The sequence below is a fragment of the Acinetobacter uliginosus genome (assembly GCF_044130295.1).
Classification (GTDB): Bacteria; Pseudomonadota; Gammaproteobacteria; order Pseudomonadales; family Moraxellaceae; genus Acinetobacter.
In genome coordinates, this window is the sequence record NZ_JBIQOC010000055.1 from 17,812 (window position 1) to 30,195 (window position 12,384).

The window sequence follows — 12,384 nt, forward strand, 5'->3', positions numbered from 1 at the left end:
CTTGGCTTAAGCCATTGAAATGTTGAGGTACACGAGAATACAGATTGCGGCCCAAATGCCGGCAATAATATCATCAAACATAATGCCGAAACCGCCACCGACTTGTCGGTCGATGACACGAATAGGCCAGGGTTTCCAGACATCAAATAAGCGGAACAGGACAAATCCGACGAGCACCCAAAGCCAGCTCATTTGTGCGAAGTAAATCAGGGGCAGGAAGGTAATCGATTGTCCTGCAAATTCATCCCAAACAATACGGCCATCGTCATGTACGCCCATTACTTTAGCGGTTTGCCCGCAAATATAAATGCCAATAAGTGACATTAAAATCATGGCAATAATGGAGTTGGTAAAGCCAATTGCAAGCCAGGCAGGAATAAACAGCAATGCAAAGGCCGAACCAAAAGTGCCCGGCGCTTTGGGTAACAACCCGGAACCAAATCCGACACCGCAAAAAACGATAAAGCGGTTGTACCAGGACATGTCTTTAAAATGAATCGCAGGTTTATGCAAAGTGTTGATATCCATGAAAATGCAGCGAATGGTCTACGCCATTCTGCACAAAAGTTAACTCAGTTTTTTGGTCAATTTGTCCAATTTTGCTAATGTTGACATCTAATTGTTGTTGCAAAAGCTTTTCATAATTTTGCGGGCTTATTGTAAAGCATAACTCGTAGTCATCGCCACCCGCGAGGGCATATTGCCATTGCTGTTCTTGAGTTAAATTTTGTAAATCTGGACTGATCGGTAACTGGCTTAATTCCAGTATTGCACCCACTTTTGAGGCTTTTAAAATATGGCCTAAATCTTGTGCTAATCCATCAGACACATCTATCATGCTGGATGCCAGGCCTTTGAGTTGTTGTCCAAACTGGCAACGTGGCGTTGGATAATCCAGACGTTTTTGTAGCGAATGTCCTAAATTGTGCAAAGCAAATGCAGCATCACCGACTGTGCCAGAGACACAGACATAATCACCGACTTGTGCGCCTGAGCGTGTGATGGCTTTGCCGGTTTCTATCCAGCCAAGTGCAGTGACCGAAATGGTGAGATGAGGACTTTGCGTGGTATCACCGCCAATTAAACTCACCCCAAATTGATCGCAGCAATCATATAAACCCTGACTAAAGCCTTTGAGCCAGTCGTGATCAATTTGGGGTAGGCTCAATGCCAGTAAAATGCTGTGCGGTTTGGCACCCATGGCGGCAATGTCAGATAAATTGACCGCAACAGATTTCCAGCCGATGGCATGGGGATTTGTATCTAAGGGGAAATGACGTCCAGCAACTAAAGTATCGGCACAGATGACCAGTTGTTGCTGTGGAGGAGGGGTGAGCAAGGCTGAGTCATCACCAACACCCAAATCGACCGACGCAGAGGTCTGTCGATTAAAATAAGTATCAATGATCGAGAACTCAGCCATACAACAAATCTACTTTATTTAGTTGGCTTGTTGTTTTTCTGCTGCACGTAAGGTTGTCGCTAAACGATCCAATACACCGTTGATGTATTTATGGCTGTCTGCACCGCCAAAATGTTTAGCCAGCTCGATTGCTTCATCTAAAACGACACGATATGGAATTTCAAGATGTTCTTTCAATTCATACGCACCCAGACGAAGAGTCGCGAGTTCAACGCCGTCAAGCGCACTAATTTCACGATCCAGCACAGGGATTAGGAGCGCATCCAATGCTTCATGATTGGCAACCACTTGAGTCAACAATTCATGATAATAGCCGAGATCCACTTTGTGCATGGCATTTTCCACACGTGTACGTGCTTCAATTTCATGTACCGGATTGTGGCTCATCTGCCATTCATAAATTCCTTGTACAGTAAAACGACGTGCTTTGCGTTTTGCTGCATAAGTTGCTTGAAGTGTTTGCGACATAGCGTTAAATAGCCTTTAACAAGTTAACCATTTCAATCGCAGTAAGAGCAGCTTCACTGCCTTTATTACCTGCTTTTGTACCCGAGCGTTCAATCGCCTGTTCAATACTATCCGTAGTCAATACACCATTAATGATCGGTAAGCCAGTGTCCAGGCCAACCACGCCTAAACCTTTGGCACATTCGCCAGCCACAAAATCGAAGTGCGGCGTGCTACCACGAATCACTGCGCCCAGGGCAATAATGGCATCAAAACGATCAGCAGCAGCTAGTTTCTTAGCCACTACCGGAAGTTCCCAGGCGCCAGGTGCATGAACAACAGTGATATTATCCTCTGATACACCATGACGTTTCAATGTATCAATTGCACCTTCTAATAGATGTTCGACAACAAAACTATTAAAACGGCCCACTAAAATCGCGTAACGGCCTTCGCTCGCGAGATGTAACATACCTTCAATACGGCGAACTGCCATAGCAACCTCGATGATTTCTTAAGTTGTTTGATGTGCAGTGATGTATTCCACCACTTCTAAGTTAAAACCTGATAACGCATTAAAACGTAATGGAGAGCTGAGCAATTTCATTTTCTCAACCCCTAAATCACGTAAAATCTGGGCACCGACACCAATGGTTTGGTACTGCTGAGACAGTGCAGCATTGGATTTGGCTGGTTTGGGTGTATTTAAACTTTCCAGCGCGGGGCCAAGGTCCGGTAGATGATGTTGGCCAATCCAGACCAAAACGCCACGCTCGCTAGAAGCAATTTCTTTCAGCGCTTTGTCAAGATTCCAGGCCGGTTCGCCATCTTGCTTGTTGATTTTAAGCAGGTCACGTACCGGGTTGAAGCCATGAACGCGAACGGTAGTGACCCCTTCTTTCGGTTCACCTTTGACCAAGGCTAAATGAATGTCCGGGTTACCAATTTCACGGTAACGAAACAGTTCGAAAGTTCCGTATTCCGTATTTAAAGTTTGTTGATCCAGACGTTCAACCGTTTGTTCATTGGTCATGCGGTAATGGATTAAATCCGCAATAGTTCCGATTTTCAAACCATGCTTTTCGGCAAAAATTTCAAGATCTGGACGGCGCGCCATGGTGCCGTCTTCTTTAATAATTTCACAAATCACTGATGCAGGTTCAAGTCCTGCAAGACGGGCCAAGTCACAGCCGGCTTCAGTATGCCCGGCACGGTGCAATACGCCACCTGGCTGTGCCATCAACGGGAAAATATGACCCGGTTGTACAATATCCGCAGGTTTGGCGTGTGCGGCTACAGCAGTCTGAATGGTATGAGCACGTTCAGCTGCTGAAATACCTGTTGTAATACCGTTAGCAGCTTCAATTGAGAGCGTAAAGTTAGTTCCGTGCTGTGCACCGTTGGCATCCACCATGAGGGGAAGATTGAGCTGTTGACAACGGTCGCGGCTCAAGGTGAGACAAACCAGACCACGTGCATGTGTGATCATGAAGTTGATGTCTTCAGGACGTACGTGAGTCGCAGCAATGACGAGATCACCTTCATTTTCACGGTCTTCATCATCCATCAGGATGACCATTTTTCCTGCACGGATATCTGCTACGAGCTCTTCAACGGTATTGAGCGGCATCAACCTTCACCTTCTTTTTGTCTCAAATGACATTTTGCTTGCATTGATTGTTGCATAGTCTACCGTTTTTTTACGATGTTTGCCTATGCTTATTGATTTCCATTCCTGGTTCATTGTTATACACAGAGCCTGAACGCTTGAAAAGAGGCCTTTATTTTAAAAAGCCATGATTATGCTGAATCTTTAAGCAGTTGAAATACATAAATAATGACAAGCTTATGCAAAATGCTGCTGATTTATAGGGTTTTGTGTGCGAATAGAATAAAAAAGCCCCCATCTTTCGATGAGGGCTTTTTAGAATCTGGAGCGGGAAAGGAGACTCGAACTCCCGACCCCAACCTTGGCAAGAGTCACCGACATAAAATACACTAAATAACATAATTGGTATTTTAATAAACTCTATATATAACAGTTATATAGAGTTTTTATTTTGTGTGGTGTAATTTAAGGTAGGGTGGGGTACTTTGATTTTTGGTCACTAATTTATTGTGATAATCAACAATAATAACCAACATACACATGCTTAATCTAAAGGTGTTTTACTGACTGGTATAATTTTATAATGAGAGGGGTGTTGCCTGGGGCTACGGTTTCTGTTTTGCCTTTTGGCGTAAGACGTACAAATATAAGCTTTCTACTTTTTCACGTGCCCATGGTGTGGTACGCAAGAATCGCAATGATGATTTAACACTTGGGTCTATGCAAAAACATCTAATTTCAATTTTACGACTTAAACCTTCAAAGCCACCGTAGTAATCCAATAATTCATCCAAAATGTCAGCAAGTTTTTTGCCGTGTAAAGGGTCATTGGAGGTGTTCATAATAGATCAATCGTATTTTGGGTGGCCATTATTATAACCTGGGCTAGTTGGAAAACTAGAGAGTTGGAATGTAAGTAATGATGGACTGAATAGCCACCAAAATTCTGGAGCACACCCAGCCATCGGGTGATGCATCATATATATGACTTGGTAATCCCATTTGCTGTGTAGGAAAGTTTTTTCTTAATGGGTCACCTTTTAATGGAAGTAGGTAAGAGGAAAGCTCTAAACCTTTACGGATCGCTTCAGCACTGTATTCAAAGGCAATTAATGGTCGACCTGTGATTGCCGTTGAGGAGACCAGTGTACCCTAAAGCCAATATTCACCCCATCCATTGTAGTAAACATTAAGTTTTTTGAGCATGGATTTATTTCCTTTTGATACGTTGGCGAGCCGTATTGCTCTCATAGCGAAGAATATCATCTACACTGTTTAAATTAGGTTTGAAGAGTTCCTCTAATTCTTGTAATCGGCCTAGGACCATGGCAACGCGTACTAAATTTTCAAATGAAACATTTCGACCTGCTTCCAGATTGGATACTGTATTCACACCAATACCAGCACGTGCAGCAACATCTGCCTGAGTCATTTCCAGATAAAGTCGTTCTTTACGAAGCCTCTCACATAATAATCCAACAACTTCTTCAGGTTTTCTGAATTTTAAATCCATAATATTGGGTCTTATGTCCATATATGTCTATTAAACCACAAAATAATGGAGTTATAAAATAAACCAGTTGATCGGTAAGAAGGTGCTTTATTGGCCTGATTAGATCCTATTAGATTAAAGAAATCTAATTAGACATTTACAATCTAATGGAATCTAATACAATCTATGGTAATAAATAAATCATTGCCGAGTAATTAAAATGATGACCATCTCCAATGACCCTTGGCACTTTCCACGTACCGAACTGGCGAAACAAATTTTAGGCATGTTTGAGACTGGACTAGCTAGTTCTCTGACTTTTTTTGCCCCACGCCGGATGGGAAAAACTGAATTTTTACGAAAAGATATTACGCCCCTAGCAGAACAGCTTGGATGGCGCGTTTTTTATTTCAGTTTTTTAGATGCAGGCCTGCATAGTGAAGGGCAGTTTGTAAAAGCTCTTGATGAGTTTTCAAAACAAAATGGCTTAATGGGGAAAGCCACACATTGGATTAAAAATATAGGATATTTAAGTAAAGAGGTGCCAGAGGTAAAAGCTGAAGTGACACTTCTACAAGGACAAGTGAATTCCAGTATTTTGTCTAGCATTACTAAACTGGCTCAGCAGGGGAAACCTATTTTACTGTTACTTGATGAGATTCAGGCTTTAGCTAGTTCAAAATATAAAACCACGATTGCCAGTTTACGTACCGCTTTAGATATGCATAAAGAAACAATAAAGGTGGTTTTTACTGGTTCAAGTCGAGAAGGCCTGAGACAAATGTTTTCTGTGAGTAGTGCTCCCTTTTTTCATTATGGACAGAATTTACCTTTTCCAAATCTAACAAAAGCATTTACAGATCATCTGGCAGATGTATTTAATCAGACAACAGGACGTAGTTTGAATAAAGAAATTTTATGGCACGCCTTTTTAGATATGAAGCAAAGTCCTCAACTAGCAAGATCATTAGTGGAGCGTTTAGCCTTAAACCCAATGCTGGCTATAGATTTTGCCAAGGAACAGCTTATAGCCGATACAATGGGGCATCGTGACTTTTCGGGATTATGGGGAGAGTTTAAGTTATTAGAACAGCTAATTTTAAAAGCCATAGCGGAATCACAAGTTGAACTTTATAGTAGTCAATTTAGACAACATCTGGCTGATTCCATTGGTGTAGATAACATTGCGGTATCAAGTATTCAATCGGCCCTACGTTCTTTATCAAAAAAACAAATTATTTTTAAACCAGAGAATGGTACTTATGAAATCGAGGATGCTCTTTTTAAAGAATGGATTATGGATGAAGCATAATTTTGAAAACTCATTTGGATAAAAATTTACCGTACCGAGTTTGTCGGAGAATTTTTATTTAAGTATTTTATTCATAGACATTATTTCAATATAATGGGTGTCTATGAACAGAGAAATTCAACAAAGACTCGTATGAGTTAAATTATTTGAAGAGACTAATGATGCTGGCCTAGTTTGTCGGAGATGTGGCATTTCTAGACCAACGTTACGCAAGTGGTGGAAACGATATTCTGAGCAAGGTATTGATGGATTAAGTAGTCAGAGTAGACGTCCCTTAAAATCGCCAAATACTAAAATCAATGCTGAGCTAGAAGCCTTAATATTAGAAATGCGCTCAGCTAGAAATAATGGAAGCCTGAGCTCCCATTATGTATTGAATTTATTGTCAATCTTTATCAAGTTTCAAGATTCGATGCAATGGTGTACTTAGTCACGTTCAACTGCAAGTGCAACACCCATACCACCGCCAACACAGAGGGTTGCAATGCCTTTCTTGGCATCACGGCGCTGCATTTCATGTAATAAAGTCACCAAAATACGGCAACCTGAAGCCCCAATTGGGTGACCCAATGCAATTGCACCGCCATTGACGTTGACTTTATCCAGGTCTAAGCCTAATTCTTTAGCAACACCCAAAGCCTGTGCAGCAAATGCTTCATTGGCTTCAATCAAATCAACCTGATCTAAGCTCCAGCCTGCTTTGTTGAGGGTTTTCTTTACTGCATCGACAGGACCAAGCCCCATAATTTCAGGCTCAATACCAGACATGGCATAGCCTTTAATACGTGCCAATGGCTTAAGACCTAATTCTGCTGCTTTGTCCGCACTCATCATCAGTACTGCTGCTGCACCATCATTAATGCCTGAAGCATTACCTGCGGTTACGCTACCATCTTTTTTAAAGGCTGGGCGTAGTTTTGTGAGGCTTTCAAGGCTGGTATTGGCTTTAATGTATTCATCTTCAGCAAATACAACAGGCTCACCTTTACGTTGTGGAATGCTGACTACGGCAATTTCATCTTTAAACTTGCCAGCTGCCTGAGCTGCCGCAGCACGTTGTTGTGAAGTCAATGCAAGTTGATCTTGTTCTTCACGGTTTAAACCCAGTTTTTCTACAATATTTTCTGCGGTAATACCCATTTGATACTGGTTATAGGCATCGGTTAAACCATCAGCCACCATGCTATCCACCAATTGTGCATTACCCATTTTTTGCCCATTACGCAGCTGCATATAGTGCGCACTTTGTGACATAGATTCTTGACCACCTGCGACCACAATGTCGGCTTCATCGCATTGAATGGCTTGTGCTGCCAAATGTACCGCACGCAAACCTGAACCACAGACGACATTCAGCGTAGATGCAGGCACTTGTACTGGAATACCAGCAGCAATTGCTGCCTGACGTGCAGGGTTTTGTCCCACGCCTGTCGTGAGTACGTTGCCCATAATCACCTGATCAACTTGTTCAGGTTTTACATTAGCGCTGTCTAAAACTGCACGAATTGCTGTTTGCCCCAACTGTGGTGCAGATAAAGATGCAAGACTACCTAAAAAGCTACCAATCGCAGTACGTTTTGCTGCAACAATCACAACATCTTTCATTTTATATCCTTAAATTTTGTGTTCATGTTTCTGTGGATGCACATGATATATAGCATCTGCATGGCTGTTGTTATATGACCGATTAGAATAAATTTACCAAAACATAGCGACCCGGTGCCGCTTCAATGCTTGGATACTGCGCATTACCCAAGTTGCGGGCAGGGACTTGTTCACCAGTGTACGGTGTGACCCATGCCTGCCAGCGCAACCACCAAGATTCAGGGTGATATTCTGCGCCATCTAGCCATTGTTTGGTATTTTCAAACTTGGCAGCATTGGTGTAGCAACCGTATTTATTACGGCTTGGAGGATTGACAATACCTGCTACGTGTCCAGATTCACCTAAAACCAAGGTTGATTCACCACCCAAGTAATCTGCGCCACGGAAACAAGTATCCCAAAGTGCGATATGGTCTTCCTGCGTCGCAATAAAGAAGCTTGGTGTTTTTACACGAGATAGATTCAAGCCCACACCGTTAACCTTAACGGCATTTGGTGAAATCAATTCATTGTTCAAATACAAATTGCGCAATAAGAAATTATGAATTTTGGCAGGGATATTCGTACCATCGCTGTTCCAATATAAAATATCAAAATCAGAAGGTTCTTTACCTTTTAAGTAGTTGTCGATGTAGTAATTCCAGTACAGCGTATTTTCACGCAGTAAACTGAAGGTAACTGCCAACTGACGACCATCGAAATAACCCAATTGATTGTTCAGGTTTTCTAAACCGCTCACTACAGGTTCATTAATAAATACACCTAAGCTGCCTGGGTTTTCAAAGTCGATAATGGTGGCCATATAGGTCGCAGACTTTACGTGATTTTTCAGGCGTTTTGCCACGTAATAGGCTTGAGTCGCAGCAAGTAACGTACCACCAATACAGTAGCCAATGCAGTTGGCCTCTTTTTCACCGGTAATTTCTTCAATTACACGCAAAGCTTCCACTGAACCTTGTGTAATGAGATCGGCAAAAGTCAATTCTTTCTGTTCGGCATTTGGGTTACGCCATGACATTAAAAAGACTGTATGACCTTGCTGGCGCAACCAGTTCACTAAAGAGTTTTGTTCGCGTAAATCCAGCACATAATATTTATTGATAAACGGTGGTACGACTAGAATAGGGGTTTGATACACATTTTCAGTAGTTGCTTCATATTGCAATAATTGGAAAATGTCATTTTCAAAGACGACTGCACCAGGGGTGTAAGCTAAATCTTTGCCCAAGCTGAAAGAGTCGCTATTCACCATGCGAATAGATAAATACTTGCCGCTATTCATGACATCATCATGGAAAACTTGCATGCCACGGACTAAGTTTTCACCTTGTTCAGCTACAGTTTGCTGAATCACTTCTGGGTTAGTCCACAGAAAGTTACTTGGAGATAACGCATTGATCATTTGGCGGGTAAAGAAGTGAATACGATAGCGAACTTTGTCTGGAACACCTTCGACCACATCTACCATGTTTTGCACTAACTGGCTAAACAGTAAATAAGACTGTGACAACAAGTCAAAATTTGGGTGTTCTTGCCATAATGGGCTGTTAAAACGACGATCACCACTTTCAGGCTGAATAAATGGTGCTACATCTTTGGCCACGCTGCGCATCAACACATTTTGGTAGATTTGTATTTGACCTTGCCACCAGCTCCATTGCATTTCCATCATGCGAGCTGGGTTTTTAGATAGTGCTTCAAAGAACAAAGACATATCTTCTTTGTTGAGCTGCGCCAAAGCCTCATTAATTGGGCTTTGCCCATAATAAAATTCTTGTAATTTTTTCCAGATGTCATCATGTACAGAAAAAAATTGTAGTATGTTTTCTTTGAATTGAAATGAGTTCGGGTTCATTTCATCGCTCCATAGCACATGGCTTTTAGCAATCAAATTGAGTGCAGGGCTGAAACTAAAACGGGGAAATTTTCACACTTCCCCGTAACATTCGTCCTGATAACGCATGGTTTTCAGAGCAGTGTTATTTATTGTTAGGCATAGATTCGCTAACTAACTTTTCAAATTCCGATTTGAATTCAGTCGTTAGTGTTGCCAACTTTTTGCCATCTTCAATCATTTGCTGACTAAGTTTGTTCATGGTTTCTAATTGCTTGGTGGTGCAATTCACCATGCTTTGCATGTCTTTAACTTCACTATTGGCAAACATTTGCGCTAGACCAATGTTGGCATAGTTGCGTGCTGCTTCTAATTGTAGGTTGGTTAAGTCAGCAAAGTTTTTAGCCACTAAGCTGTTGAATTTTGTGTACGGTTCAAATACGTTTTTGTATTGTGCATTCATATTTGAAAATAAGTCGCCGTATAGCATGGTGTAACTCCAGTAAATAAACTTGTAAATGAAAATAGGGGCTGCACGGTTTAGTGCATGTATAAACCGCCATTAATCGATAAGGTTTCGCCTGTCACGTACGCACCGTGCTCGCTGACCAAGTACATAACAGCAGCGGCAATTTCAGCTGGCGCAGCAAGACGTTGTAGAGGAATTTGTGCTTCAATGCTTTTAATCACATCTTCACGCATGGCAGTAACCATTGGTGTTGCGGTATAGCCAGGCGCAACCACGTTTACACAAATATTTGAACGTGCACCTTCTTGAGCTAAGGCTTTGGTAAAACCGATAATGCCGGCTTTGCTCGCAGAGTAGTTGGCTTGTCCAAACTGACCTTTTAAACCGTTGACTGAGCTGATATTGACAATACGTCCCGACTTTTGTTCTAACATTTTGTTAAACACGGGCTGAGTCACTGTGAACAATGTTTTTAAGTTGGTATCAATGACTTGTGACCACTGTTCATAGCTCATCTTTTTAAAAGTTGCATCACGGGTGATGCCTGCATTATTGACCAGCACATCGACACGACCTTCAGCAGCAATTGCTTCTTGAATAGCTGCTGTTGCCGCTTCGTGGTTATTTAAATCCGTTAAGACAAAGCGTACATCGCTGTCTTGAAATCCTTCACTTTGAAGCCATTGTTTTTCGCGGTCTTCTTCACGTGGTACAACCGTTGCGATAATTTTATAGCCTGCTGTAACCAGTTGACGGCAAATCTCACTGCCAATACCACCTAATGCACCCGTCACTAAAGCTACTTTTTGTTCAGACATGTTGTTTTCCTAAGCAGAATAAGGTTATAAAAAAATAAGAAGTTTTTCCTCTTTATTCTTGTTTAGAAATTAAGCGTTTTATATTGCAAACAGATCACAGTTTGATGATGCTTTAAAGTCAAAAGTAAACAAATATTGGAAATATCTTGAGGAAGAAACGGCAGCATGTAAGGATTTGAACAAGCAGCTACAGTGAAGTTATTGATTCATCGTGCAGGACGCAGCAAAGTTCAGAGAACTGGTGCAAATAAGGGTTTGCTATAAGTTGTAGATATATGACAGTTAAAATACATACTGCGAGCAGATTATTTGGATTTAGATTTTTTTAATATGTGCAATTAATAGTTGTTGTGCTTGAAGTGCGTTGTAATGTTGAGGATGGATTTAAAGTTGAATTATTGTAAGCGTCCGCTGAATCCCATACCAATTTTTAATTCGATTTAGGTTTCCAGCAGTGTGGCAGTAACTCTTCAATCTGGGTCACTTTATGTGTCGGCAACCTTTTCAGAACATCACTTAAATAGGCATACGGATCCAGCCCATTCAGCTTTGCTGACTGGATTAATGTCATGATATTGGCTGCTCGCTGACCGCTGCGCAGCGAACCTGCAAATAGCCAATTCTTACGTCCCAACGCCCAAGGTCGCATCTGGTTTTCCACCCAATTATTATCTATAGGTAGATTGCCATCATCCAGATAGCGGCTTAAAGCTGGCCAACGCTTCAGAGTGTAATTGATGGCCTTGGCGGTTGGAGAACTCGATGGCACAGTCAGTTGATGTTGGTTAAGCCATTCATACAGTTGTTACATCACCGGTTGACTATGCTGTTGTCGGTATTCGCGGCGCTGTTCTGCTGTACCATCGGTCTTTCTCCTGAGTTCTGCTTCTATCGCATACAGTTTCTGAATCAGCACCAATGCCTGTTCAGCGACCTGACTTTTCCCAGTTACATGCAGTTCATGGAATTTACGACGTGCATGGGCCATGCAGCCCACCTCTATGACCTGGCCTGATTTAAAGCGTGCTTTATAACCACTGTAATCATCACAGACTAGATAACCCTGCCAGCCTTTCAAGAACTCTGCAGCATGCTGGCCTGAACGACTATCCTGAAAGTCATAGATCACCGCCTGAACTGGATTGTACTGTGTAGTGGCATAGGCCCAGACATAACCTTTCTTCGGTTTTTTATCATTCTCACCCATCCGCATGATGGTGACCGGTGTTTCATCTGCATGCAGCACCTGCTGTTGTAGTACCACCTCTTTTAAGGCATTGGCTAGAGGTTCCAGTTCTACACCGCAGCGACCTATCCAGTCAGATAAAGTTGATCTAGAAAGTTCGATTCCCGCCCGCTGATAGATCAGACGTTG

General features: G+C 42.0%; 12 protein-coding genes and 3 pseudogenes. 2 read left to right on the forward strand and 13 right to left on the reverse strand.

The window, feature by feature from the left end; translation table 11 throughout:
* Positions 1-6 precede the first annotated feature (6 nt).
* The 8 genes and pseudogenes from ACE01T_RS11420 to ACE01T_RS11455 form a co-directional block, all read right to left on the reverse strand.
* Positions 7-528 (reverse strand): phosphatidylglycerophosphatase A family protein, encoded by a 522-nt coding sequence (locus ACE01T_RS11420; protein WP_395519288.1) that lies wholly within the window; start codon positions 526-528, stop codon positions 7-9.
* Positions 506-1,423, reverse strand: coding sequence for a thiamine-phosphate kinase (gene thiL / locus ACE01T_RS11425; protein ID WP_395519289.1), 918 nt, complete (start codon positions 1,421-1,423; stop codon positions 506-508). Before thiL ends, ACE01T_RS11420 begins: the two co-directional genes overlap by 23 nt.
* Before the next feature lie 18 nt (positions 1,424-1,441).
* Positions 1,442-1,891, reverse strand: coding sequence for a transcription antitermination factor NusB (nusB, locus tag ACE01T_RS11430; protein WP_086196721.1), 450 nt, complete (start codon positions 1,889-1,891; stop codon positions 1,442-1,444).
* 4 nt (positions 1,892-1,895) lie between these two features.
* A complete protein-coding gene (gene ribH / locus ACE01T_RS11435; RefSeq protein ID WP_086196720.1) occupies positions 1,896-2,366 on the reverse strand; it encodes a 6,7-dimethyl-8-ribityllumazine synthase in 471 nt (156 codons plus the stop codon).
* A gap of 18 nt (positions 2,367-2,384) precedes the next feature.
* On the reverse strand, positions 2,385-3,500 hold the full coding sequence (ribBA, locus tag ACE01T_RS11440) for a bifunctional 3,4-dihydroxy-2-butanone-4-phosphate synthase/GTP cyclohydrolase II (RefSeq protein WP_166169799.1): 1,116 nt from the start codon (positions 3,498-3,500) through the stop codon (positions 2,385-2,387).
* Positions 3,501-4,084: 584 nt separating this feature from the next.
* Positions 4,085-4,321, reverse strand: coding sequence for a VF530 family protein (locus tag ACE01T_RS11445; protein WP_002058193.1), 237 nt, complete (start codon positions 4,319-4,321; stop codon positions 4,085-4,087).
* Between the two features lie 115 nt (positions 4,322-4,436).
* Positions 4,437-4,625, reverse strand: a pseudogene (locus ACE01T_RS11450) (type II toxin-antitoxin system HipA family toxin); the annotation flags it as partial.
* Between the two features lie 64 nt (positions 4,626-4,689).
* Positions 4,690-4,992: a helix-turn-helix transcriptional regulator gene (locus ACE01T_RS11455; protein ID WP_002058191.1), complete on the reverse strand. Its 303-nt coding sequence runs from the start codon at positions 4,990-4,992 to the stop codon at positions 4,690-4,692.
* Positions 4,993-5,191: 199 nt separating this feature from the next.
* On the opposite strand from ACE01T_RS11455, the gene ACE01T_RS11460 reads away from it, so the two are divergent.
* Together ACE01T_RS11460 and ACE01T_RS11465 are read left to right on the forward strand one after the other, a co-directional pair.
* The gene (locus ACE01T_RS11460; protein WP_395519290.1) at positions 5,192-6,283 is read left to right on the forward strand and encodes an ATP-binding protein; all 1,092 of its coding nucleotides are present in this window, start codon (positions 5,192-5,194) and stop codon (positions 6,281-6,283) included.
* 103 nt (positions 6,284-6,386) lie between these two features.
* Positions 6,387-6,638 (forward strand): annotated as a pseudogene (locus ACE01T_RS11465) (helix-turn-helix domain-containing protein); the annotation flags it as partial.
* A gap of 71 nt (positions 6,639-6,709) precedes the next feature.
* Here ACE01T_RS11465 and ACE01T_RS11470 read toward each other — a convergent pair.
* From ACE01T_RS11470 to tnpC, 5 genes and pseudogenes are all read right to left on the reverse strand, one after another.
* A complete protein-coding gene (locus tag ACE01T_RS11470; RefSeq protein ID WP_019384923.1) occupies positions 6,710-7,888 on the reverse strand; it encodes an acetyl-CoA C-acetyltransferase in 1,179 nt (392 codons plus the stop codon).
* 82 nt (positions 7,889-7,970) lie between these two features.
* Positions 7,971-9,743, reverse strand: coding sequence for a class I poly(R)-hydroxyalkanoic acid synthase (locus tag ACE01T_RS11475; protein WP_019384922.1), 1,773 nt, complete (start codon positions 9,741-9,743; stop codon positions 7,971-7,973).
* Between the two features lie 124 nt (positions 9,744-9,867).
* Positions 9,868-10,212, reverse strand: a complete 345-nt coding sequence (locus tag ACE01T_RS11480) for a phasin family protein (RefSeq protein ID WP_019384921.1) — start codon at positions 10,210-10,212, stop codon at positions 9,868-9,870.
* A 50-nt stretch (positions 10,213-10,262) separates the two neighbouring features.
* Complete coding sequence (locus ACE01T_RS11485) at positions 10,263-11,009, reverse strand: beta-ketoacyl-ACP reductase (RefSeq protein WP_019384920.1); 747 nt, start codon at positions 11,007-11,009, stop codon at positions 10,263-10,265.
* 430 nt (positions 11,010-11,439) lie between these two features.
* A pseudogene (gene tnpC / locus ACE01T_RS11490) lies at positions 11,440-12,384 on the reverse strand (IS66 family transposase); the annotation flags it as partial.